Origin of the sequence: Dysgonomonas sp. HDW5B (assembly GCF_011299335.1) — a bacterium.
Lineage (GTDB): Bacteria > Bacteroidota > Bacteroidia > Bacteroidales > Dysgonomonadaceae > Dysgonomonas_A.
The window spans coordinates 3,665,615-3,689,189 of sequence record NZ_CP049858.1; the positions used below are offsets into that span (position 1 = coordinate 3,665,615).

Annotated in this window: 21 protein-coding genes; 6 read left to right on the forward strand and 15 right to left on the reverse strand. The window is 34.6% G+C overall.

Annotated features, from left to right (window positions below; genetic code table 11):
• Window positions 1-96 precede the first annotated feature (96 nt).
• Complete coding sequence (locus G7051_RS15105) at window positions 97-1,371, reverse strand: M64 family metallopeptidase (RefSeq protein ID WP_166201539.1); 1,275 nt, start codon at window positions 1,369-1,371, stop codon at window positions 97-99.
• Window positions 1,372-1,749: 378 nt separating this feature from the next.
• On the opposite strand from G7051_RS15105, the gene G7051_RS15110 reads away from it, so the two are divergent.
• A complete protein-coding gene (locus G7051_RS15110) occupies window positions 1,750-5,256 on the forward strand; it encodes a proline dehydrogenase family protein (RefSeq protein ID WP_166201541.1) in 3,507 nt (1,168 codons plus the stop codon).
• A 299-nt stretch (window positions 5,257-5,555) separates the two neighbouring features.
• Here G7051_RS15110 and G7051_RS15115 read toward each other — a convergent pair whose 3' ends face one another.
• The 7 genes from G7051_RS15115 to G7051_RS15145 are packed head-to-tail and all read right to left on the reverse strand — an operon-like array spanning window position 5,556 to window position 11,512.
• Window positions 5,556-5,984: a hypothetical protein gene (locus G7051_RS15115; RefSeq protein ID WP_166201543.1), complete on the reverse strand. Its 429-nt coding sequence runs from the start codon at window positions 5,982-5,984 to the stop codon at window positions 5,556-5,558.
• A gap of 9 nt (window positions 5,985-5,993) precedes the next feature.
• Complete coding sequence (locus G7051_RS15120) at window positions 5,994-6,164, reverse strand: hypothetical protein (protein ID WP_166201545.1); 171 nt, start codon at window positions 6,162-6,164, stop codon at window positions 5,994-5,996.
• 12 nt (window positions 6,165-6,176) lie between these two features.
• Window positions 6,177-6,398 (reverse strand): hypothetical protein, encoded by a 222-nt coding sequence (locus G7051_RS15125; protein ID WP_166201547.1) that lies wholly within the window; start codon window positions 6,396-6,398, stop codon window positions 6,177-6,179.
• Between the two features lie 2 nt (window positions 6,399-6,400).
• On the reverse strand, window positions 6,401-9,463 hold the full coding sequence (locus G7051_RS15130) for an RHS repeat domain-containing protein (RefSeq protein WP_166201549.1): 3,063 nt from the start codon (window positions 9,461-9,463) through the stop codon (window positions 6,401-6,403).
• Window positions 9,420-10,151 carry a SpvB/TcaC N-terminal domain-containing protein gene (locus G7051_RS15135; protein WP_166201551.1) on the reverse strand — a complete coding sequence of 244 codons (732 nt, stop codon included), beginning with the start codon at window positions 10,149-10,151 and terminating at the stop codon, window positions 9,420-9,422. The genes G7051_RS15130 and G7051_RS15135 overlap by 44 nt, the downstream gene beginning before the upstream one ends.
• A gap of 11 nt (window positions 10,152-10,162) precedes the next feature.
• Window positions 10,163-10,594 (reverse strand): T9SS type A sorting domain-containing protein, encoded by a 432-nt coding sequence (locus G7051_RS15140; protein ID WP_166201553.1) that lies wholly within the window; start codon window positions 10,592-10,594, stop codon window positions 10,163-10,165.
• Window positions 10,595-10,651: 57 nt separating this feature from the next.
• Window positions 10,652-11,512, reverse strand: coding sequence for a hypothetical protein (locus tag G7051_RS15145; protein ID WP_166201555.1), 861 nt, complete (start codon window positions 11,510-11,512; stop codon window positions 10,652-10,654).
• Between the two features lie 424 nt (window positions 11,513-11,936).
• Here G7051_RS15145 and G7051_RS15150 point away from each other — a divergent pair, with 424 nt between their 5' ends.
• The gene (locus G7051_RS15150) at window positions 11,937-12,980 is read left to right on the forward strand and encodes a tetratricopeptide repeat protein (protein ID WP_166201557.1); all 1,044 of its coding nucleotides are present in this window, start codon (window positions 11,937-11,939) and stop codon (window positions 12,978-12,980) included.
• A gap of 61 nt (window positions 12,981-13,041) precedes the next feature.
• On the opposite strand, the gene G7051_RS15155 is transcribed toward G7051_RS15150, so the two are convergent.
• Entirely contained in the window at window positions 13,042-14,772 is a 1,731-nt protein-coding gene (locus tag G7051_RS15155; protein ID WP_166201559.1) for a phosphoenolpyruvate carboxykinase, read from the reverse strand.
• A 233-nt stretch (window positions 14,773-15,005) separates the two neighbouring features.
• On the opposite strand from G7051_RS15155, the gene G7051_RS15160 reads away from it, so the two are divergent.
• On the forward strand, window positions 15,006-16,061 hold the full coding sequence (locus tag G7051_RS15160; protein ID WP_166201561.1) for a class I fructose-bisphosphate aldolase: 1,056 nt from the start codon (window positions 15,006-15,008) through the stop codon (window positions 16,059-16,061).
• An 85-nt stretch (window positions 16,062-16,146) separates the two neighbouring features.
• On the opposite strand, the gene G7051_RS15165 is transcribed toward G7051_RS15160, so the two are convergent.
• The 5 genes from G7051_RS15165 to G7051_RS15185 all read right to left on the reverse strand — a co-directional run bounded on the left by G7051_RS15165 (window position 16,147) and on the right by G7051_RS15185 (window position 20,196).
• Complete coding sequence (locus G7051_RS15165; RefSeq protein WP_166201563.1) at window positions 16,147-16,845, reverse strand: murein L,D-transpeptidase catalytic domain family protein; 699 nt, start codon at window positions 16,843-16,845, stop codon at window positions 16,147-16,149.
• 155 nt (window positions 16,846-17,000) lie between these two features.
• Window positions 17,001-18,008 (reverse strand): L,D-transpeptidase, encoded by a 1,008-nt coding sequence (locus tag G7051_RS15170; RefSeq protein WP_166201565.1) that lies wholly within the window; start codon window positions 18,006-18,008, stop codon window positions 17,001-17,003.
• Between the two features lie 202 nt (window positions 18,009-18,210).
• Entirely contained in the window at window positions 18,211-18,705 is a 495-nt protein-coding gene (locus G7051_RS15175) for a hypothetical protein (RefSeq protein WP_166201567.1), read from the reverse strand.
• A gap of 356 nt (window positions 18,706-19,061) precedes the next feature.
• Window positions 19,062-19,394 carry a DUF2185 domain-containing protein gene (locus tag G7051_RS15180; protein ID WP_166116786.1) on the reverse strand — a complete coding sequence of 111 codons (333 nt, stop codon included), beginning with the start codon at window positions 19,392-19,394 and terminating at the stop codon, window positions 19,062-19,064.
• Between the two features lie 85 nt (window positions 19,395-19,479).
• Window positions 19,480-20,196, reverse strand: coding sequence for a porin family protein (locus G7051_RS15185; RefSeq protein WP_166116788.1), 717 nt, complete (start codon window positions 20,194-20,196; stop codon window positions 19,480-19,482).
• Window positions 20,197-20,486: 290 nt separating this feature from the next.
• Here G7051_RS15185 and G7051_RS15190 point away from each other — a divergent pair, with 290 nt between their 5' ends.
• The 3 genes from G7051_RS15190 (at window position 20,487) to G7051_RS15200 (ending at window position 22,802) form a co-directional block, all read left to right on the forward strand.
• Window positions 20,487-20,654: a DUF362 domain-containing protein gene (locus G7051_RS15190; RefSeq protein WP_050710574.1), complete on the forward strand. Its 168-nt coding sequence runs from the start codon at window positions 20,487-20,489 to the stop codon at window positions 20,652-20,654.
• Between the two features lie 126 nt (window positions 20,655-20,780).
• Window positions 20,781-21,407: a nitroreductase family protein gene (locus tag G7051_RS15195; protein ID WP_166201569.1), complete on the forward strand. Its 627-nt coding sequence runs from the start codon at window positions 20,781-20,783 to the stop codon at window positions 21,405-21,407.
• Between the two features lie 234 nt (window positions 21,408-21,641).
• On the forward strand, window positions 21,642-22,802 hold the full coding sequence (locus tag G7051_RS15200; RefSeq protein ID WP_166201571.1) for a glycosyltransferase: 1,161 nt from the start codon (window positions 21,642-21,644) through the stop codon (window positions 22,800-22,802).
• A 5-nt stretch (window positions 22,803-22,807) separates the two neighbouring features.
• Here the strand turns inward: G7051_RS15200 and nth are convergent, their stop codons facing one another.
• Window positions 22,808-23,470, reverse strand: a complete 663-nt coding sequence (nth, locus tag G7051_RS15205) for an endonuclease III (protein WP_166202841.1) — start codon at window positions 23,468-23,470, stop codon at window positions 22,808-22,810.
• Between the last annotated feature and the right edge of the window lie 105 nt (window positions 23,471-23,575).

The window sequence follows — 23,575 nt, forward strand, 5'->3', positions numbered from 1 at the left end:
TAATAGAGTCTTTTCCTTAGGATGTACAAAAGTATAAAAAGCAAGTCGTATTCCCTCTATTTTTGTGATAATTAATACTAAATATAGATGGATTGTTTATTGGATATAGAAAAGTATCAGCTGTTCTATTGCACGTTGGCAAACGGGGCAAAACTCTTTGCAGGTATTTGTTTTCATCCTGCAATCTACCGAAGGGCGATATATACCTTTAGCTGAATAGCCTGCACCTTCGTAAACACCGATTTTATATTTTGTACTATCACTAATATTTGTGGGGATAGGAGTTTGAGCCAGTAGCATGTCTTTCCATTTGGAATCGAAGTTTACCAATGTCGATATATTTTGTTCCCAAGGTTCGATACCATGTTCATATGTATTGTCTAAAGCATCGCTTTCGTAAAAATATTCGTCGGCTAATCCGGCAAAACTATGCCCGAATTCATGCACAACAACGGGCTTGAAGTTTTTATGTCCGGTAGTTGTCAAAGTATAAGAATTAAATATACCACCACCTCCGTAAACATCAGTATTGGCAAGTATAATAATATGCTCGTAAGGTATTCCTGCTAAAACATCGTGTATGTCTTTTACCCGACTGCTTGTCAGATATCGTTCAGAGTAAAAGGTATCAAAATGTGAATTAAATGCGGTGTTTTTCCAAATACCATTTCGAGGGACGCTTAGTCCGCTTTCTTTGGAGGGGCTTTCGACCAAATAAAAGTTGAAGCTATCTTTATATTTATCGAAGGGTGCGTAAGAAAGTATCTGTTGCACGGTTTCTTCTGCATATTTTCTGAAACTATCCATTTCATCTGCTTTGTAACCTTCGGCTAGTATAGCTATATTGATTGTTTTGGTATTTTCCTCGCCTTTATGAATGATAGAGTAGGGCGTTATATCTTTGTATCCCTTTTTATGAATTAAAATATCCGTAGGGTCTACAATGTGACTCATTTTTGTATCATATTTTCCATACCTGTCTCTTAATGAAATTTCTACCATTACTTTTTCTTTAGGGAAGGGCAGGAGAAAAACATTTTCGAAACTTTTCTTTATCGATTTAGCTTCATCCGTCGTTATCCATTCTTGAAATAGGGTTGAGAAGGTGTTTTTATATATGCAGTTACCTGATTGAAGGTTATACATGGCTATTTGTCCATTGCCTTCGAGTTGGCTTTTTGATAAATTGTGCTTTCTTCCTGCCCATTGAGGCAATTCATTTAATTGATCTACTGCTATGGCTTGTTTCTCAGAATTTCCCGAAAAAATATAATCTATTCGTAAAGTTTTATTTACAAAATAAGTATCAAATTCTTGGCTTTTAGAAGCAAATGGAAATACAAAGAGCAGAAAAAATATTAAATTACGCATGATAAATAGATTTTGGTCTATAACTTAAACTATAAAGATAGTTATTTGCTTCGATATATTATATGCTTTATTTTATCTATTTCCTTTTAAATTCTTTCTAATTGATTGTATTGTTTAATAGTTCGTTTTATATTGATGTTTATTTTCTTATTTCTATATCAAAATAATTTATTTGTAAAAAGTGGGTTTTTACTGAATTATTTAGAAAAATAATTTGTAAAATTACAGAGAATATTGATGTCATTAGACAACTAAGGTCTCACGCCATTTTTATTACTTTTTTTCAATTGTTGTTTATACTTGGATGAACAACTAAATAGGTTTGAGACCTGCAATACTTTCAAAACTTACGATTACTATATTATAATCTTTTTAATAATGGAAAACATAAGAACTTCTGATGTACTTGATTGGGCAAAACAATTTCTGGCTAAGGCAGAAAGTGAATTAACTCCCGAAGAGATTAAAGAACAGCAAAAATTTGCATCATTGGTGCAAACTCCGGCCAATAAGATTTTGTTGTCGAAGATGTTGGACGAATCGTCCCAGATTCGTAACAGTAAAAAACTGGCAAAACGTATGAAATTGCTGATTGAGGAATATGGTGTTCCTGATTTTTTTGGACCGCTCGATCAGATGATGTTGAAGTTATTTACAAGTGTAGGTTATTTATTTGATGGAATCTCTATACCTATTTTCAAAGACCGCCTCCGTCAGGAAACAAGTAAAATTATTATCGGAGAGGAACGTCCCGAGCTTACCAAACATCTGGAGCATAGATGGCAAAGTCATATAGGGCAGAATGTGAATTTGTTAGGAGAAGTTGTTTTAGGTGATGGCGAAGCTAAACATCGATATGAACATTATCTGGAGGCTTTGAAAGAGCCCGATGTTAATTATATTTCCATTAAACTATCGGGGATTTATGCTCAGATCAAGCCATTGAGTTACGAGCAAAATAAAAAAGAACTTTGTGAGCGTGTAGCTGCAATATATCAGCAGGCCATAGACTATCCTTACATTACACAAGACGGGACTCAAAAGGCTAAGTTTGTAAATCTCGATATGGAGGAATACAAAGATGCCGAGCTTACGCTTGATGTGTTTGTAACTGTTCTAAGTATGCCTCAATTTAAAAACTATACAGCAGGCATAGTTGTGCAAGCCTATTTACCCGATGCAGCATTGTTTCAGCAACGATTACTTACAATGGCAAAGAAACGGGTTGCAGAAGGAGGAGCACCCCTTAAAATGAGATTGGTGAAGGGGGCTAATCTACAAATGGAGAGTATTATATCTTCATTGAAAGGTTGGCCGAATCCTGTACTACCCTCTAAAGTAGATGTGGATGCCAATTACTTGTATATTCTTGATGTGGCGTTATTGCCTGAAAATGCAAAAGTGCTTCATGTAGGTGTTGCATCGCATAACTTTTTCACAATAGGATATGCATACCTATTGAGTGAGAAGAATGATGTGAAAGATTATATTACTTTCGAAATGCTAGAAGGGATGGCAAATCATCTGCCTCGCGTCATGAGAAGTTTGGGTAAACAAATTATATTATATACTCCGGTAGTAAAGAAAGAACATTTTTTGAATGCGGTTTCCTATTTGGTTAGACGTTTGGATGAGAATACGGGCAAAGATAATTTTTTAAGTTATTCGTTTAACTTGAAATTGGATAGTCCTCATTGGGATTTTCTGGCTAATCAGTTTCTCGATGCTTATAGTAAAAAAGACAGTATGAAGGCTGAAGCTTTCAGAAAACAAAATAGATTGGAAAAACCTCTTCCTGTGAACGATATCAATATTTTTCACAATGAGCCCGATACTGATTTGGATTTGCCCGTAAATCGAAAATGGGCATTGGATAAATTGAAAAAATGGGGTACTGAGGTAAATGAAGAGAACTATAAAATCCCTGTTCAGATAGGAGATCAAGAGATAACCACCGAAAGCAAAAAGAAATATTACGATAGAAGCCGAAATGATGAAGTTTGTTTCTGTGAAGCAAGCTTGTCTTCATTAGAGCAGATTAAAGAAATTATTGCAGTTGCAGAATCCGATAAATCGGGATGGAGAAATACAGGTCTTGAAAAGAGAAATCAGATTTTACATACAGTTGCCGATAATTTATCTGCTAAGAGAGGCGATTTAATAGGTTGTATGTCTGCCATTACAGGTAAAACCTTTATGGAAGGGGATGTTGAGGTTTCGGAAGCAATTGACTTCTGCCGGTTTTATCCCATCACGATGAAACCGTTTGCCGATCTCGAAACTGTATCTTATAAAGCCAAAGGTATTATTTTAGTAATTCCGCCTTGGAACTTTCCATTGGCTATTCCGGTGGGAGGAGTTGCAGCAGCACTTGCAGGAGGTAATTCCGTGATTTTAAAACCCGCAACTGTTGCTTTGCCCATTGCTTGGGAATTTGCTCAATGTTTCTGGGATGCAGGTGTGCCTAAAGATGCTTTACAAGTTGTTTGTACGGATGGGCGTGAACCTCTTAATTATTTAACAGCCCATTCATCTATTAAACATGTAATTCTTACAGGTGGTACCGATACGGCTTTCCGTTTGCTGGAGAATAGTCCGCGTACACCGCTTTCGGCTGAAACAGGAGGAAAGAATGCAATTATTCTTACCGGGAATGGTGATCAGGATCATGCTATCTTAAATGTAGTTTCGTCGGCTTTCAGTAATGCCGGTCAAAAATGCTCGGCTTGTTCGCTTCTGTTGGTTGATAAGGATATTTACAATGACGAAAATTTCAAATCGAAATTGAAAGATGCTGTAATGAGCCTTCATACCGGAAGTGTTTGGAATCCCGACAATATGGTTGGTCCAATGATTACGAATGACAATGATAAGTTATTACATGCTATTGAACATCTGGAACCTGGAGAATCATGGTTAGTTGTTCCCGAATTTGTTGACGAAAAGAAATACATTCTAAAACCGACCGTCAAATGGGGAGTAAAACTAACCAGTTATACGTTTAAAACCGAGTTGTTTGCTCCATTGTTGGCAGTTGTCTGTATTGATGATTTAGAGCAAGGAATCGCCTATGTGAATTCTTCGGAGTATGGTCTTACATCAGGTCTGCAAAGTTTGGATGAAAATGAGCAGGAACTTTGGAAAAATACATTAGAAGCAGGTAACTTATATATAAACAGAGGTATTACAGGCGCAATAGTTAATCGTCAGCCTTTCGGAGGAATGAAGCGATCGGCCTTTGGTGGAGGTATTAAAGCCGGAGGTGTAAATTATGTCTCTTGCTTTGTGGAATTTACCGAGAATGAATTAATAGTTGCAGAATCTTCTGGCTCTCCTTTAAGCGAACTTATAGCAGATGATAAATCAAAAGCTAGATTAGATTTTGCTGCTCTGAATTATAGAAAAGCATGGCGTGAAGAATTTTCTCAGGAAAGGGATGTAAACCATATTTATGGCGAATCTAATATATTTCGCTATCTTCCTTTACGAAAAGTAGTACTGCGTGTTCAGGCTGATGACGATTTAGCGGATATTTTACTAAGTTTACTAGCTGCTTCAACGGCAAAGACTCATTTGACTATAAGTATTGATGGTGGCAATGATAAATTACAAGCTTTGGAAAAAGCAATATCCATAACTAAAGGTGCAGACGTTTTAATTGAGAATGAAGAGCAATTTATAGCCGATATGGATAAATTTGAGCGGGTACGAACCTGTACAGCTAATTTATCGGATGCTATTTTTGAGAGAGCTGCTAAATTAGGAAAACATATTGCAACTCAGAAACCTTTAATTGAAGGACGTTTAGAATTGCTTCATTACTTGAAAGAACAAAGTATTGCTTTTGAATACCATCGTTACGGAAGTATTTTTGACGAAAGGTAACTGACCGGATTCTTACAACGAAATGGGCTCCATGCCAAAGTCGGGAGAAAAGTCAAATATAGATCATATTTATTTTATAACGTTTGATTTAATTTTATTTAAATCAAAGGAAATTTGATCTATTTCTAAATTAAAATCATTCTGTATAAATACCTTAGATATATCATATAACTACGAATATATTATCATTGACAATTTTACTTCCGCCAAGTTTAGGGGCAGTAACTCTAATAACTATATTAGCTGCTGTTCTATAAAAAAAAGTATCCAGACTAAATAGTCTGGATACTGATAAAAATTCACTTTTTCTCGTTTTTATTAATCTCTTTATTTAATACAAAATAATATTTCTTATTATTTCTATATATAAGTATTGTATCATTTTCGGCTCTCTTTGAAATAGAATCTCCTAATTGCAGAAAAGTATCGAACTCATAAGGCTGGTAAGTATAATTAAAAGTTGGATAAACAGTTCTAAAGCGACTTCCATTTGATAGATCAACATAGCGAGCACCTTTATTATATCCCAATTCCACTTCAATACGAATTATATTACCCTCAATTGTTATTTGATTATCTAAGCTTGGATATCTTGCCATTCGTTCTTTACTCTCATACGTTGTTTTGAAAAAAATCATAACTAATAAAACGAATCCCCAAAACATCATAATTACCAAAATAATGATTTCTTTTTTATTTAGTTTTTTCTTTTTTATTTGTAATTCCATTCTATCTTTTTATTTGTGAATTTTTGTTTTTGAATAACCAATCATACCATTAAATACTGTAGGTCCAACCCCTACTCCTAAGTTTTTTGTCTGACCAATAGTGTAATTACCAGTATTATCTTTAGTACTAATACTTCCCGTGAAACCTCCACTGACAATGGCTTCAAATGAGAGATTCATAGACCATGCCTCTCATGCAATATTATCTATAGTGAAATTTTTAGCATTTCCTGTATAATAAAAATAGGTAACACTTACACCGATAGATGCACCACACCAACCAGTTCCTATAGTACCTTCTGAAAATAAATGAAGTTGTCCCATTTTATTTTCTGTTAGCATTATGATAATTCCAATAGGGCTCATCTCAGCAGCAGATCCTCCTTGAGCATCTCCTGATATATTTATAGCCATTGCTACTGGTATGGTTTTTGATATATATCATCAACCATTCCTAGTACTTTTCCTGCCATGCCCAGTGCTTTTTTTGCAGCTTTTTCTATAGAAAAAGTACTATTATCATCCTTATGCAATTCATCATTATATAGCATAATAAAAGCTGCAGTCATAGCTCCATTGGCAAATTTCCCTCCACCAAGTTCTGCTGCAGTGCCTCCAACAATAGCACTAACTGTCGTTCTTGCGGCTTTAGTCCATCCTGAGCCAAATTCTGTTATTTTCTGACTTCCAGCACTTGAAATTAGACCTGATATTAAACCATGCTTTATGTTGCCTCCTCTCACTCCTTCAAGGAATCCTTGAGAAATAGAGTGAGCTGTAATCTTCGCATAAAAATTACTGCTAATGCTGCCTGAAATATTGGATAATCCTGCACCTGCACCTCCCCATAGTCCTCCGGTTATAGCAGATCGTGCGATTTGGCCGATATTTGCACCATTGAGTAATGCTCCAGATATCCCCGACGCCATACCACTTAATGCTCCAGATAATAAGAGTCCTACTGCTGAGGGAGGAGCTAGTATTGCAACTGCAATTCCTACACCTGTAACAAGTAATGATTTCCAGTTTTTACTTAACCAACTATACCCGGATGGATCAACAAGCGATAATGGGTTATTGAGGCAGTAAATATAGCGATTTAATCCCTGAGTATAATCGGGAGCCTGTACAAATGGATCCGGTGTAAGAAAACGACCTAGCATGGGGTCATACATACGACCATCCATATTTATCATCTCAAATAAATCGAGGTGTTCATGTCCTGTAAAACCTCTCTCATGCCAAGCATTGGCATCGGGTAGATTCAAATAATATTTCCACTCATCTGCACTTCTACGCCGTCCCCAAGCATCATAGCTTAATTCTTGCACTAACTTACCATTTTTGTCAGAATAAGCCTGTACTGATCCCAGATGATCTTTATGTATATAGTTAAGAGTTTCTCCACTTGTGCTCGATTGCTCATGTATAGCAATCATACCTCCATTGGCAAAAATATAATGCCTCTGTTTTATTTCACCTGTTGAAAGATGGTCTTCTTCATAAATTGCACCTGCATAATATCGGGTGTCGCTTTTACCATTTTTAGTCGTTACAGATTTTTTACGTTTCTGATCTGCTCCATAGGTAAGTATTAAGGAATAGTTTCCCTGTGCCTGAACAACTTTTGATATCTTATTAAAAGACGTGTACTCTATTATATCCCAGGCAGGGGGATTATAATTTCCACCTGATACCGACTGCAAACGGTTTGTTCCATCTATATATTTAAATGTAGTACCAATTCCTGTTTTATATGTCAAATTTCCGGCGGCATCGTATTCGACTTTTTCTTTTTCGATTTTCGATCCACTACCTATTTGATGGAAGGTTAAATGTAGCCGATTTAGTTCGTCGTATTCAAAACTTTCGGTCATATTCCGTTTATTATCCTTTCTGCTAGTTAGGTTACCATCTGCATTGAAGGTATAAGTCCAATCTTGAATAGCCTTTTCAGATCCTTTACCTGGTGTTTTTATATTTGTGATGTAGCCCTTTGCTGGATTGTATTGTATGGTTGTCTCCAATCCGTTACCTAAAGTAAATTGTTCCATCTGCCCTCGGGCATTCATCGTTTTGGCTTTCCAATATACTTGACTGCTTTGGGCATTTTTTACCTCTGATAGATATCCATTGCTATTGTAAACATGATTGACTGCAAAATTTCCGGAAGAAGATATAGATGATGGGTAAGTAATTTTATCTACTCTATTAAACTTATCATAAGTGGTATAAGTTGAGAATGTCTTATTGCCAATTACCTCTGTTAGTTTCGTGATTCGACCATATGAGTCATAGGCAAAACTCTGGCTATACTCAGGTGAAGTTACAGAGGTTAACATTCCTTTGATCAGAGTATCGTATGTGTAAGTTGTCGTCCCCTCTTTAGATACTTTTGTTTTTGTTCGCCCTCCTGAATCATAGGTGATTGTAGTTTCATTCTTATTAGCATCTTTTTGATATACAAGTTCAGCATATGCATTATATTTATATTCGGTAGTGCCTAAATCAGGATCAACCAACTTAGTCCGATTTCCCATTATATCAAATTCGGCACTAATGGTTGTCCTAGGACCTTTTACCGTTTTGCAATTTCCTGCTCCATCATAAACATAGCTTACTTCTCCCTTTTTGTTATCTATACTTTTCTCTAACCTACCTAATAGATCCATGGTTTTTACATCTACAATTCCTGTTGGACTTGTAGTGGTAGTTGTTAAACCGTTATAGGAGTATGTGTGATAAGTTTCATCCGGATAAATTTGTTTGGTAACTCGTCCGACAGCATCAAATTCATTTATATTCCAGTAAGTGGTAGCTCCACTAAAATATGGCTCACTTGAAGTATACGCCCGCCCTTGAGTGTCATATTTGACATCAGTGTATATTGCTTTTCCGTCAAACCCTATTACCTTTTTACGTAATGTACGACCTAATCCATCGAAAAATTCTAATACAGCCGGTATACCTGATGCTTCAGAGTAACTAAAGTAGACTGAATTACTAGGGGCATCGGGATGGCCTTTACTCCAACGAAGCACAGTTTGTGTATTACCGAGTGGTGTTTTAGAAAATATAAGCTGTCCAAAGCTATCATAAATATATTCTGTTTTTAATCCATTAGGATCAATTTCGTAATTAACAATGCCTAATGTTAAATCCACATCACGCGTTGTCGTGTGTCCAAGATAATTAGTAGATTTAATTTCAAACCGGCCATTAGCATCATATACAGAAGACTGCGTTCTTGCTGCTACTTTCGTATCCTTAGGGGTTATTGTGCTGCTTGTTATATTTCCATAAGCATCATGCACATATGTTTTGGTATAACCTAATTGTATATTTGTTGGTTCGACCTCTTCTTTATTTAGGATACCGCTATTGGAGTCATAACCGAATTTAGATGTACGGGTAACAGTTCCTGCATTACTAACTTTAGTTACGGTGGATTCTGTTAAGCGTCCAAGATACCATTTCATACTTTAAACCATCTTTTGTATATACCGTAAATTTAGTACTATTGGTAATAGTTGGGTTAGTATCACTAATAATTTTAGCAAAAGTATTATTCTCGGTTCTGTATTCAATATTAGATGTTACCGTTACAGGACTTACTCTTATTAATCGATTTCCATCTAACATGATTCTATCATCCGCAGTAAAATTTACAGCAGTAACATTACCATCAATATGGAGGTTTTGTGGAGCTCTGTTAATAATAGATAATCCAGCTAATTCAAATCCACACCCTAGCAAACCATTTTTAGCTGCGCTATTATATACAATTGAAAGATTGGGGACCATACCTCCAGTTCCACCCAGAACTTTTATTGGAATTTCATATGAAGCTTGCCCTGAAGGGGTAATCTCAAATTGATCTCCTATTTTCCCGACAATTCGACTATTGCTTCCTCCATTCATATAATCAGAGAAAGGATCAGGAGTTAGGTTTAAGGGATCAATGGAGGCTCTTAATGAGTTAGCTCCTTTGGCTTGAAATGTAAAAGGAGGGGTAAAGATTATCGATTGAGTAGCCTTATAATTATATGCCTGAGTATTTGGAAGGTTTGCATTCAATATTATACTAGATGAAATTGCTTCTTGTGCTACTGCCGTGACAAAAGATAAGAGATATAATATGGATATTATACTAGTAATTCGTTTCATTATATTGCGGTTTAATTCGTTTTGATAATTTTCCACTCAGATTTTTCTTTGTTTCTCATTAAACGTAGAATATAAGTTCCATTTTGATAGGAGCTAAGGTCTAGTTCAATTAAAGAATCAATTGTTTTAGTGTTAATAAGTAATCTCCCGGCTAAATCATACACCAAAATAGTTATATCTTCTTTTATTGTATAGTCAGAAACTTCAATTTTAAGAAATCCTTTTGTTGGATTTGGATATATTTTTATGTGAGTTGCTATATCTTCAAAGGCTCTTGTTGTTGGTAAACTATCTAATACTGATCGTGTGGCACTTAATTGGATAGTCTTTCGTGAAGTTATATTCCCTGATAAGTCATAAGCATAATCTGTTTTATATTGTTGTGCCTGGAGTTGCGAAACTCCCAATAAGGACAAAAGAGCTATTAATATTGTATTTCTCATAAATTTAGATGAGAATTCTTGTTTATACATTCGTTGTAATCTGTTCATTTTATTTTTTTATTTTTCTAATAAGTTAGACTTGAGGTTTTTAATTTCCTTTTCCAATTCGCTGTTCTTTTTTTCTTGTTGGATGACATAGAGAGTTAGTTCTTCGATCTTTTGAAGAAGCTTTATTTGGAATTCATTTATATTAAGTCCTTCGGCTTGCATCTGTTTTTCAGATGGTACTTCAGGCAGATGTTTATTTGTTTTAATAAAGTGTTCTACTTCTGATAATGGTTTTAAATCATAATCATGATTGAATACATGATCGGCTCCTGTATTAATTTCTATTTTTACTTCTTTTGCTCTTATTGTCCCAGCTACATCAAGCATTTCTTTTGGAGTTGCAGTTCCTATTCCTAATTTACCGGACTGATCGAAGTGATAAAGAGAGATCAATGAAGAATTAGTAATTTGCATGTTCCCTGAGTTATTCATCCTTAAAAACATGCTTCCTGTAATATCACCCATTTGAATATAAGCATTTGATGATTGAAGATATAGGTTATTACTATGAATATTGCCTGCCACATCTAAACTATATTGAGGGTTAAATATTCCTATTCCTAATTTGCCGGACTGATCAAAATGATAAAGAGGAGTCTTATAAGAATTAGTAATTTGTAGATTGCCTTGATTATTCATCCGTAAAAACATGCTTCCTGCAATATCGCCCAATTGAACATAGGCATTTGGTGACTGAACATATAAATTGTCGCTATGAATATTACCTGCCACATCTAACTTATAATTAGGGTTTAGGGCTCCAATACCTACCGACTTGGCTGTTGTCATAGAAGTTTCAGTTATGTTCCATTGCGAAAATGCATGTAAAGAAATAATAAAGATTGCTAATGTTAAAATAATCTTCTTCATAAAAACGTTTTTTTGTTGATATAGATAGCAGTACAATTACTTAAAAAAATACTCAAGTTCTCGAAAAAGAACATATGAGTAATTATAAACTGGAAAATTTTTAGAGGATATGTGCTATCGATTATATTTGTTATTTTATCTAAAAATAAACATATTTTTAGATAAAAAATACTTTAATCATTTTCTACAAAACTTTTGAAGAAGAAAAAATTAAAAAAGACTCATTCAAGGCTTATACCCTTTAAAAAATGTGCAGCAATATTCATAGTTATACTTTATATTCGTCTTTTCACCTTAGTTTGGCATAGATCCAAATGCGACTATCTGAATCTTGGTATAGTCGCATTTTTATTATCCATTTTATGGAATGATGTTTTGATTTACCTCTATTTATAGAAAAAGTTAAACCTAAAAATCAAAACACATGAAGAAGCTATTTACTTTTTTTCTGATCATATTATTCTCTACGAGTTATATGGATGCACAAGTTGATTCCAGAGTAGATAGTTTAGTGCGTGTTGGGATTAGATTGCATGATGAAGGAAAATATAAAGATGCTATTGATGTATATAAAGAGGCATTAAAAATGGATCCAAAGTCATCTCTAGTAAATTATGAAATAGGATATTCTTATTTTGAACAGAAAGATTATAAGAAAGCAATAGAATATTGCGATAAAGTTTTAAAGACCGATAATCCATCTGTACTTGGTGCCTATATCGTTAAAGGCTCATCACTCGATTATCAAAATAAGATTCAAGAGTCGATAGATGTCTTCGAGGAAGGAGTTCAAAGGTATAAGGATAATTACTTGCTTTATTTCAATCTGGCTTTGGTTTATAATAAAATAGAAAAATATCAAGAAGCTGAAAAAAATCTGATTGAGGCTATTCGTTTGAGATATGACCACTCTTCAAGCCATATGCAACTTGGCTATACATGTAACTCTCAAAATAAACGAGTGCAGGGCTTGATGAGCCTATATTACTTTTTATTTCTTGAAGCCAATACACCAAGAGCTTTAAATGCACACAATGTTATACAAAATACATATGCTGTGAGTGCAAAGAAAATATCAGAGAAAAATATTGATATAATCATTGATTCACAATATTTAAATTCCGAATTCAGTAGTGTCGAGTTGATGTTACCTATGCTTCAGGCTATAAGCCTGACCGAGATTAGCGATTTGGCAATATCAGATGAAGAGAAGTTTAAAAATATTACAACTTCTTTATTTAAATCGTTGGGAGAACTGGACAGAGAAGGTAAATCTGGACTATGGTGGGATTTTTATATACCTTTTTTTAGTGAGCTCTCAAAATCAGAGCATATGGATACTTTTTGTTATTATATAAGTAGGGGAGCTAATCCTAAGGCTCTTGAATGGTTGGAGGCAAATGAGGAAAAGGTTGAGGAGTTTGCCCAATGGTTCTCTCTCCATCAAACGACATTTGGAATGTATTGAGAATTAAAAAGGACTCAAATTAATTTGAGTCCTTTTTAATATCTGATAGCTTGATCAAGAATTAATTATTGATCAATGAGAATAGTTCTTCTGCTGCGTCACGGGGGCCGTCTTTGCTGCGTCCGTCGATAGCTAGTGATGTATGGATTTCTCCGATTTGTACACCGTTATCTTTCATATCTTTGAAGTACTGACGTACCAAGACTTCTGTTTCTGCACGTTCTTGTACCGGTCCGAATGGATTGGCAAAATATGATTTTACAAGACCTTTTTCAGTCGTAGTACCTTTTGCTTTACGTGCTCCGTCTTCAAAAATACCGATAGCTTTAGCCAAGTCATCATAGAATACAATCTTTTTCTCAGCATCTTCGTAGTTATTAGCATATAGCATAATATCTACTTTGTAGCCTTTAGAAATTACTTCGTATGTAGAGATCGGGATGGTTACACGAGCATTGATCTTATCAGGATTGGTATAAATACCTCTATCTAATTGTTCGTAAGCATAAGCAGGATCAAGGTCGTCAATACGGACAAATGCTCCGATTTCAGTTCCGTATCCTTTTATAGAGCCGTCCGCTTCTTTATTCAGGAATCCCATATCGTCAAAAATAACACGCATATGACGGATATAGCTTTCGTTCAAAGTACGGAATGCTTCCAAGCTTTCAGATTTTCCGGCACCGCTATCACCCATAATGATGATATTCGATTCGTTTCCATTCTTCAATACAATGTTTACCATTGCCCCGTGAATAGGTAATCTGTTGAATTCTATTTGTTTTACGTTGTGAAGTGTTAATAACATCTTCTTCATGTAGCCAAAATAATCGATATCGTCACAATAGTTTGCGTATCCGATTAAGATATCGTTTTTCTTGTCTTTGTAGTAGAATGTACGTTTTTCTTCGTGTCCGTCAGGATATCCGAAAACATAGATGATATCCGGTTTTTTGCCAATATATTCGCTTTCTTTTGCAAGTTCGAATAGATTAGACAGACCAATACCATGAGCCATGAAATCTTTATGGAAGTATACAAATGTAAGCATGATACCTACTTTTGCAGGGAATACAAACCAATCGTCTTCATTGAGAACGATGTTTTCCAGTGGGTTTTGAGAATGTTCCTGAAAAATACCATCACGAGTATTTCGTTTAGTATAAGTGATAAAAGGAGGACGTATTACAACTGTACTGATAAATGGTATAGCAGCCAGTCCTTTGTATTCGATAGGGCAGTTCCAATTAACATCATTAAGGGTTAATGATGCTGTTGCTCCAACAGTTTTTTGACGGTATACACGTTGTTCGAATCCGTTTACAGTTTCGGTTATTCTACGAGCAGTAGTAAGTACCAGGTCATTAAACAAATCATTTGCTTGGATAAAACGAACATTTTGCAGACCGTCTCCTAAGCTCGAATTGCGAACTATAGAGTATCTTTCAAGATTTTTCCAGAATTGAATCAATAGGTCTATCAGTTCTATAAACAGATCTTTATCAGCAAAAAAAGCAGTATACTTATTGTCTACTTCTATTACTTCTTCTATTTTGAAAACAGTTAATAATTTGAATGATTCGATAAGTGATTCGATCAGGTCTTCATCCGTTTTGAAACTTTTGATATAGTGATCGTATATGATAGGATCGTCTTTTTTTATTTTTTGGATGAACGCTTCTACAACCCGTTTAAAACCGTAGCTACTTAGCAACTTTTGTTTAGTATCACAGTATTTTAGGGTAAAATTTATCATCGCTTTATCACGCGATAGGGTGAATTCATGTAGCATATCTTCTCTTACTCTTTGATTATTAATATTTGTAAATGATATCTTTTTGTTTAGCGTAGTTAGCAAAGTTAAAAAATAATTCAGACTAATTGTAATAAAGGGTATATTTATCTTTTCTCTTTTTTGTTAAAAAAGCTTTCTTTTATTATTTTTTATGAGGTATTGATGTAAACTATTAGGACTCATTGTCTGTTTATTATAGTACATGTTTCTTCATATTAAACCATAAAATTATGAACTCAAAAATTGAACAAATTTTAGGTGATTCTGCATCTTATTTATTGAACCACACTAGCAAAACAATTGACAAATCGCTTATCCATGTACCCGGTCCATCTATTATTGATGATATTTGGATTAATTCGGACAGAAATATTCAAACGCTGAATAGTTATCAATCCCTTTTGGGACATGGTCGATTGGCTAACACCGGTTATCTTTCCATCCTGCCTATAGATCAGGGTATCGAACATACAGCAGGTGCCTCATTTGCACCTAATCCTTTATACTTCGACTCGGAGAATATTGTGAAACTGGCTATAGAGGGAGGTTGTAATGCTGTAGCTTCTACATTCGGGGTACTAGGATCTGTTGCCCGTAAATATGCACATAAGATTCCTTTTGTAGTAAAAATCAATCATAACGAATTATTGTCGTATCCTACTACATACGATCAGGTTTTGTTTGGAACGGTTAAAGAGGCTTGGAATATGGGAGCTGTTGCAGTAGGTGCCACTATATATTTTGGCTCCGAAGAGAGCCGCAGGCAATTAGTTGATATTGCCAAAGCTTTTGAATATGCTCACGAATTGGGTATGGTAACCATTCTTTGGTGCTACTTGCGTAATTCGGCATTTACAAAAGACGGGGTAGATTATTCTGCTGCTGCTGATATGACGGGTCAGGCCAATCATTTGGGTGTAACCATAAAAGCGGATATCGTAAAACAAAAGCTTCCAACAAACAATGGCGGTTTTACAGCTATTAAGTTTAGTAAAACTGATCCTAAGATGTATTCTGAGTTGACTACCGATCACCCGATTGACCTGTGCCGATATCAGGTTGCTAATGGATATATGGGCCGTGTTGGTTTAATTAACTCCGGTGGTGAGTCTCATGGAGCCTCAGATTTGAAAGATGCTGTATACACAGCTGTAGTTAATAAACGTGCCGGAGGTATGGGGTTGATTTGTGGACGTAAAGCTTTTCAAAAACCGATGAAAGAAGGTATTGAGTTATTGAATGCTATTCAGGATGTTTATTTAGATACTAGTATTACTATTGCTTAAGGAGTTTCTTGTAGTTTCAGCAAATAAGCAATAAAAAAGAAGGTTATTCATTGTGAATAACCTTCTTTTTTATTGCTTATAATCTTTATAACGATGCTGTTGTTGTATATGACGACAAAATACTGCTTTGAGCCAGATACTTTTGATCATCGGCATAAATATATAGAAGAGTACCTCCCTTTATTGTATTGATGATCGGTTTACTTAACGCTTGAGGTAGTGCCGGACATCCTTGACTTCTGCCTAACCTCCCCGAAGCTATGACCGACGGGTTGGAGTAGGGTGCACCATGAATAACAATTGCCCGTTCTTTAGCACGGTCATTAATCCCCTTTTCCAAACCGTTAAGTATTAATGAATAACCGTTTTTACCCTGATAAGTACTTTCGGTTAAATAAAAACCTAACGAGCTTTTATACGAGCCGTTTTCATTGGAGAAAGAAGTTGCATAATTCTCACCGCTGTTTCTTCCGTGTGATACTAATGATGAGAACAGCAGTCTTTTCTCTTTCATATCCAATACGTAGAGACGTTCTTGAGTTGAAGGTTTACTGAAGTCAATCAAAGTAATAATATTTCTGTTTTTTTCCTCAATTTTGTTATAACCTATATACGCTTGTTCAAAAGCGGCATAGTTAACGATATTGTCCAAGTGCATATCGTTGTAGAGTTTTTCACATTCAGAGGTTACGGAAACAAATGGTATGGTGGCTTTCTCTTTTGTATTCGAATAATAATTTATAGGAATAAAAAAAAGTAAAACGTACATTATAATTTTTTGCATATTTTAAACTAAGTATAAGTAACGTAAACTATTTATTACTACATTTTGTCGTGAAATGTTAGAGGCTGTAATCTTTTGAAGACTTTAATAAATTAAGTCTTTGATATTAGCGGTCACAAAGTTACATTATTTATATGAGAATAAAAGTTAAGTTTTCAATCAAAAATAAAAACTATAGTTTGCTCTGTGGGTGCCCAATCGTAAATGAATTTTGCATGAGAGGTAGCATTCCTTACACACATATGTGAACGTGGGGTTGTGCCAAGTGATGAACTGAATTCGATAAGTTTAGCGCTTGGAGCATTTACGGGTACCCCATGTATGTAACCACCATTGGAAAAGCGGCTTGCGTAGGGAGCGAATCCTCCTGTTTCCTGTGATCCATCTACCAGATAAACCATTTTAGATTTTTTCTCCTGAACAACAAAGATACCTTGAGGGGTTTCTTGCATATGAGGAGGTTTATGTAAACCTGTTGTGGCAGGATTCATACTTCTGACAAGCCATTTATCTCCTTCTTTTTCCATTGTTGCTATATTCTGATTGGTGAGATCCACAAAAATAGCTTTCCTGAAAACGATACTATCATTTACCTGTTTAATATATTTCTTCGGTACAAGCCATTCTCCCTCCATATCGATGGTTGCAATTTTTACTAAACGGCTCGAGTCATTCTTTATTAACTTTACCAATGAACCGTCTCTTCCGTATATTTCGGCAACAGCAGAATCGGTAGGGAGAAATAATGGTACCGATTGATATCTTTCGACCCCAAGAGTATCAGAAATACGTTTATATGCGTCCCTTTTATATACTTTTACAAGGGGAGCCTCTCCGTTCTTATTTTTGTAATTTTGCAAAATAGCCCACGAAGCCGGTACAGATTCTATGGAATCGAGTAGGGCTAGTCGCTTGCGTATTTTATCCCATTGAAATACTCTGACAGTATCTTTGTATGGATACGTGTCTTCCAGTGTATGTTCATCGTAAAGTAAAGCTTTTTCTATTTCTATCTTATCTGGGTCAAAATGTATAGCTTTGGGTTCTTCAACTACTAAAGAGTCCTTCGATTGAGAATCAACCAAAGAAGATTCTTGCGTTTTTTCATTGCAAGAATTAAAAATTAAAATACTGAAAAGTAATACTATAGTGGCTATTTTCATTATGACTGTCCGAATTTCTAGGTTTGTGAATATTACCCTTGTTTTATACTACAAACAAAAAAGAGAATGTTATTGTTCCCTAAAAATTGCAATATAGTTAAAATTGTTAATATTTGAGGTGTCTGTAAAAGAAAAGCCAAGAAAGAAAACTGTTATGACAGAATTTCATTCTTGGCTTGGTGGTCTATGAAAATGAAGAACGTTAAAGTGAAATAGTATATTCTCCTTCGTAGAAGAAATTACCGTTAATGGTCTTTTGGGTTTTATCCGGCATTTTTATGTTCATTTCGTATAATCCTTCGACTGCAATGATTCGCGTTATATGCGATTTATAGTTGATCTTTTTGATGATCACCTTTCCGCTTACTTTTTTATTCTTTATATTTTTATCCATATCAATAAAATAACCATTTAGAATCTTGAAAGTACCAATGTCTTCAGTCTGATCCATCTTCTCCCATTTAAACTGTATTTGTGTGTTTTTTTTCTGACTACAAAAGTTATATATGATCGAAGGGGAAGTTATCGAAACAGTGATGTCAATAGTCATACTGTCTTTAATATTAAACGATTTACCTTCCATCGTATACTGCAAATGATTGATATTCTTGTTGTTTATGGTGGGTTGTTGTTTGCTTTGACTCGAAACATTTTGTAGAAGTAATACAACAAAAAGAATAGCTAGTGTAGTTCTCATAATTATTTAATTTGTCATCAGTTAAGTTATTCTTATTTTTTGGGGTTTGTGTGCCTACACTAGCTATTCAACTCATCCTTCTCACCTTACTTATATAAAAAACGACACGACCTGTTTTATCTGAAAATTTTATTGGTTTGGTTGCTTTAATTTGATAAGTTTGTATCAACTATTTAAGTTTGATATTTATAGAGTACAAATTTATCTTCTTTATTTGTGGTTTTAGTTCTCGAAAAATGTATAAACATTCATAATATTGGTATATTTTATGCTGTTTTCCATAATTGTTGGATAATAGAGAGAAAAAAAGAGCTTATCATTCGATAAGCTCTTGTATATTATTAGAATTCTGAGAATCATTCTTCAGATATCTTCTCAAATATTTCTTTGTCAGGATTCCATTCAAAATCAAATCCTCGGCGAGAAGCTAGAATGTCTTTAACTTCCGGTTTCCATTCCACAACAGCCGATAGGTCTTGTGTAATTGTATTGATCGGATTATCCAGATAATCTTCATCTTCATCACCATATAAGAAACGCCATCCGCTATCGATTTTTATTTCAGAGTTTTCGCGATAGCAATACCCTATGTAATTGTTATCAATGGCTCTCTGAGTGACAAATGCATATTTTTGCATGTCAGTATAATCTTTTATTGAGGGATCATCCCAATTTTCATCATTGTGCATAAGTCTATTTTTTATATTTTAGATGTGAATTTATTTTATAATCGGTTATTGGTACTTATCAAAAGTAGAAAGGCTTGTGGTCTTCTTACTCAAAGTTGAATGTAAGGGTTATCATTCTTGATTTTGCAGAGTTTAAAGCTTCAGTATAAATTAAGAGTGATTTATCAGTAAGGTCAGACCTGTCTTTTTCTAATATGTCTTTTAATCCAAATGAGAATCTGAGTTCAGGACTTAGTTTAAACAATGGAAAATAGAGATTACAACCTAAACCTATTTCAATACCATAGTCTACATTATTGAGCTTTATCACAGGCTCTTTTTGCCCACCGATTTGTGTATTAATAAAACCTCCTGCTAATACATAAGGACGTATGTTGTTCAATCGCTCCGAATTGAAGCGCATATGTATGGGGAGTGATAAATAATTATTCCTGATTGATGTTTCGAAGTTCTTATGCTTCTCATTCTGCTCTCTGAAAACGAAACGTTTCTCTCCAAAATTAAGAGTCGGTACAATTCTTAAGTTCATATATTGGTTGATGTACCTGTCTGCAATGATACCTACACTCAGTCCGGGTGAGTAGGAGGGGATTTCTGAAAACCAGACGCTGTTATCCGCCTGAACAGTTCCCGAATGAGACAAAATGAGATCCTGTGTACTTAAACCAACAGTAAACCCTAAGTGAAATAATTTCTGATCGGCATAAGGTTGGTTTTTGACCTTTTGTCTTTGAGCGAAAACATTACTTCCATAAGTGATTAACAGACAGATAAGAATTATATATTTATTGCAATTTCTCAAAATAATATACTTTTAGGTAAATGTCATCTCAGGATGTTGATGTCATCTTGAGTGTTCTGACTTTGGATCTGTAAAATTAAGCAGAAATTATAAATAATCACTTTTTTTGAGATCAATTATTTATAAGATTGTTTATTAGAGTCTTAACCTATTGCTGTATATATTTGTATCGACAAAATGTATATTGAATTAGTATTATCTAACAGATTAATATTTGAATAGAAAAAAAAAGACTATATCTTTGTTAAGTCATATAGAAAAGTAAGTATTAACATAAAAGTATTAAAGTCATGGCTTATGTAATTAATGAAGATTGTATTGCATGCGGTACTTGTATTGACGAGTGTCCTGTAACTGCAATTTCAGAAGGAGAAATTTATGTGATTGATCCTGATACATGTACAGATTGCGGCACTTGTGCTGATGTATGTCCTACAAGTGCAATCAGTCCAGCATAATTTGCTGAAAAAAGAATAAAAAAGGGGCTACATTGTAGTCCTTTTTTTATTAGTAACTATATGATTAAATTTTTTTATTAATAAATTAAATAACAAAAGGTCTGAGACCTAAATTGAAAATAAGAGATGAGTTTAATAGAAGATCTGAATTGGCGTTATGCTTGCAAACGCATGAACGGCAAAACCTTAGAACAAGATAAATTAGAAACGATATTGGAGGCAATACGTTTGGCTCCTACTTCGATGGGGATGCAGATATTTAAAGTATCTGTAATTACCGATCCAAAAGTAAAAAAACAGATTTGGGAAGAGGCAGCTCCAAGACAAATGATGATAAAAGGATGTTCGCATTTGTTAGTATTTTCAGCATATACAAAGTTAACCCAAGATGATGTAAATGAATATATTGATCATCTGGGAGCTGTGAGAAATATTACAGGCGACCGATTAGAGGAATATAGAACTAAATGGAGCTTTTTGCTGGGAATGTCAGAACAGGAAATTTTCGAATGGTCGGCTCGTCAAACGTACATTGTGATGGCTTATGCTTCAATAGCAGCAGCTACGCTAAGAGTCGATTCAACACCTGTTGAAGGCTTCAATGCTTCACGGGTGGATGAAATACTTGGCTTGCCTGATAAAAACTTGAGATCGACACTATTATTCCCTCTGGGATTCAGAGATAGTAACGAAGATCATTTAGCCGATACACCTAAAGTAAGAAAAGAGAATAAAGATTTATTTATCTTTTAAAGTCTAAACTGTCTTCTTGTTCGAGATAAATATAGATTTACAGAAAAACGAGGATTGATTATCTTCGTTTTTTTATTTAGCCTGGATGCTTGTTGATAAAGTAGTCTGTCTTTCATTATATTTTTATTAACTTTGATATAGTAAGTAACAGAAAATATTTAAAATTTGCAGCAGGTTATAGCTGTTTTGCTTACCAAAGCAACATATAGTTCTGAGAACTTAAACTAGTATTGAATGCAAAAAAAGAGGATACTTATATTTAATGACTGCTTTTATATGGGGGGAACTGAAATTCTCCTTGTAAATTTATTGAATCATTTGGTTGAGAAAGAGTGTCTGATAACACTTTTGCTTCCTAATCCATCTGAAAAGAATACGTTGTTGGATAGAGTATCTCCCAAAGTACCTATTAAATATATTTTTCAAAAAGAACTAACAGGATTCAAAAAAGTCTTGTATAAAAATATATTGATATTTTATCCCCGACTTTATGCCCGATTGGTTGGGTTTAAAGAAAGTGATTATGATGAAATTGTCTGCTTTAAGGATGGGTTCTATTCTATATTGTTCAGTAAATTCAAGTTGCCAAAATATCTCTGGATACAAAATCATCCATTTGAAAGAGATTATACCAGCCATAATTTGAAGGAGTGGTTGTCGTATACTTTAAATAGATTTCAGATTAATCGGATGAATCGTTCATTTGATAAATACGATGAAGTAATATGCGTTTCAGATTCCTCTAAAGAAAGCTATATAAAGCTTTATCACGGAGGAAAAGCAAATAGGGAGATAAGAGTATTGTATAATGCCTTAGACCTCTCTAGCATTGCATTACGTGCAGAAGAACCGGTTGATTTGGAGCTGTCTCAAGGAATTAATTTTATTACTGTTATTCGATTGTCTTATGAGAAGACGGTAGATCGGATTATCTTAGCTGCTGATCGGTTAAGAGCAGAAGGTTATAATTTCAATTGCTTGATATTAGGAGATGGAGATGAATTTGATAAATTGCAAAGTCTGATTTCAGAGTACGAACTAAATGATAGAATACAGATGCTAGGACGGGTTTCAAACCCTTTTCCGTATATGAAACGATGCGACTGGTTCCTTTGTCCTTCTTCACGTGAAAGTTTTGCGTTAACTCTGCTCGAATCTACAGCTTTGGGTACTCCTGTTATTACTACTGAATGTGGAGGTCCCGAAGATGTTATAGAAAGGGGTAAATATGGCATCCTTACAGAAAATAGTGCTGAGGGCGTTTATCTGGGAATGAAAAAAGTATTGGATGACCCTTCATTGCTCCCATATTTTGTTTCGAAAACCGACGAGTGTATGAAACGTTTCGATTATAAGAAATGGTTAAATGAAGTTGACAGCATTTTAAAAGTATAGAAGTCTTACGATTTTTCTATTGATCTTACACCATTCTTCTTTAAATAATATTTGCACCATTGGTTGATTCCACACTCATCACATTTAGGACTTCGAGCAGTGCAAACATATCTTCCGTGTAATATAAGCCAATGGTGTGCTATTGATAAAAGCTTGCTTGGAATATTTTTAACGAGCTCTCTTTCTGTATCGAGTGGATTTTTTGAATTGTTAGTCAAGCCAATTCTATTTGATACCCTGAATACATGTGTGTCTACTGCCATGGCGGGTTTATCAAATGCCACCGAAAGCATTACATTGGCTGTTTTACGTCCAACCCCTGGTATCGACTCCAGTTCTTTTAGAGTATTGGGTACTTCTCCTCCAAATTCAGTTATAAGCTTTTTTGCCATCCCCAGTAAATTTTTTGCTTTATTATTGGGGTACGACACACTTTTTATATATTCATAAATTTCCTCCTGAGAAGATTCTGCCATAACTTCAGGGGTAGGGAAGGCCTCAAATAACGCCGGAGTTATCATATTTATCCTTTTATCTGTGCATTGTGCTGAAAGAATAACAGCAATCATTAGTTGATAATGGTTATCGTAATGCAATTCGGTTTCTGCTACAGGCATATTCTTTTGAAACCATGCTATAATATTTTCGTATCTTTCTTTTTTAGTAATCATTTCTTCTATGTTGTATTGTTAGTGTCATAAAATGTGTTTATCGGTTTTCTGAAACCTTTATGACTATTTCTCCTACACAAAAATAATAAATATTCGCAAGAC

Excerpts from the sequence above, each read along its gene's own strand:
- G7051_RS15105 (WP_166201539.1), bottom strand. The coding sequence starts at position 1,371 with ATGCGTAATTTAATATTTTTTCTGCTCTTTGTATTTCCATTTGCTTCT.
- G7051_RS15110 (WP_166201541.1), top strand. The coding sequence starts at position 1,750 with ATGGAAAACATAAGAACTTCTGATGTACTTGATTGGGCAAAACAATTT.
- G7051_RS15115 (WP_166201543.1), bottom strand. The coding sequence starts at position 5,984 with ATGGAATTACAAATAAAAAAGAAAAAACTAAATAAAAAAGAAATCATT.
- G7051_RS15120 (WP_166201545.1), bottom strand. The coding sequence starts at position 6,164 with ATGAATCTCTCATTTGAAGCCATTGTCAGTGGAGGTTTCACGGGAAGT.
- G7051_RS15125 (WP_166201547.1), bottom strand. The coding sequence starts at position 6,398 with ATGGCTATAAATATATCAGGAGATGCTCAAGGAGGATCTGCTGCTGAG.
- G7051_RS15130 (WP_166201549.1), bottom strand. The coding sequence starts at position 9,463 with ATGAAATGGTATCTTGGACGCTTAACAGAATCCACCGTAACTAAAGTT.
- G7051_RS15135 (WP_166201551.1), bottom strand. The coding sequence starts at position 10,151 with ATGAAACGAATTACTAGTATAATATCCATATTATATCTCTTATCTTTT.
- G7051_RS15140 (WP_166201553.1), bottom strand. The coding sequence starts at position 10,594 with ATGAGAAATACAATATTAATAGCTCTTTTGTCCTTATTGGGAGTTTCG.
- G7051_RS15145 (WP_166201555.1), bottom strand. The coding sequence starts at position 11,512 with ATGAAGAAGATTATTTTAACATTAGCAATCTTTATTATTTCTTTACAT.
- G7051_RS15150 (WP_166201557.1), top strand. The coding sequence starts at position 11,937 with ATGAAGAAGCTATTTACTTTTTTTCTGATCATATTATTCTCTACGAGT.
- G7051_RS15155 (WP_166201559.1), bottom strand. The coding sequence starts at position 14,772 with ATGCTACATGAATTCACCCTATCGCGTGATAAAGCGATGATAAATTTT.
- G7051_RS15160 (WP_166201561.1), top strand. The coding sequence starts at position 15,006 with ATGAACTCAAAAATTGAACAAATTTTAGGTGATTCTGCATCTTATTTA.
- G7051_RS15165 (WP_166201563.1), bottom strand. The coding sequence starts at position 16,845 with ATGCAAAAAATTATAATGTACGTTTTACTTTTTTTTATTCCTATAAAT.
- G7051_RS15170 (WP_166201565.1), bottom strand. The coding sequence starts at position 18,008 with ATGAAAATAGCCACTATAGTATTACTTTTCAGTATTTTAATTTTTAAT.
- G7051_RS15175 (WP_166201567.1), bottom strand. The coding sequence starts at position 18,705 with ATGAGAACTACACTAGCTATTCTTTTTGTTGTATTACTTCTACAAAAT.
- G7051_RS15180 (WP_166116786.1), bottom strand. The coding sequence starts at position 19,394 with ATGCACAATGATGAAAATTGGGATGATCCCTCAATAAAAGATTATACT.
- G7051_RS15190 (WP_050710574.1), top strand. The coding sequence starts at position 20,487 with ATGGCTTATGTAATTAATGAAGATTGTATTGCATGCGGTACTTGTATT.
- G7051_RS15195 (WP_166201569.1), top strand. The coding sequence starts at position 20,781 with ATGAGTTTAATAGAAGATCTGAATTGGCGTTATGCTTGCAAACGCATG.
- G7051_RS15200 (WP_166201571.1), top strand. The coding sequence starts at position 21,642 with ATGCAAAAAAAGAGGATACTTATATTTAATGACTGCTTTTATATGGGG.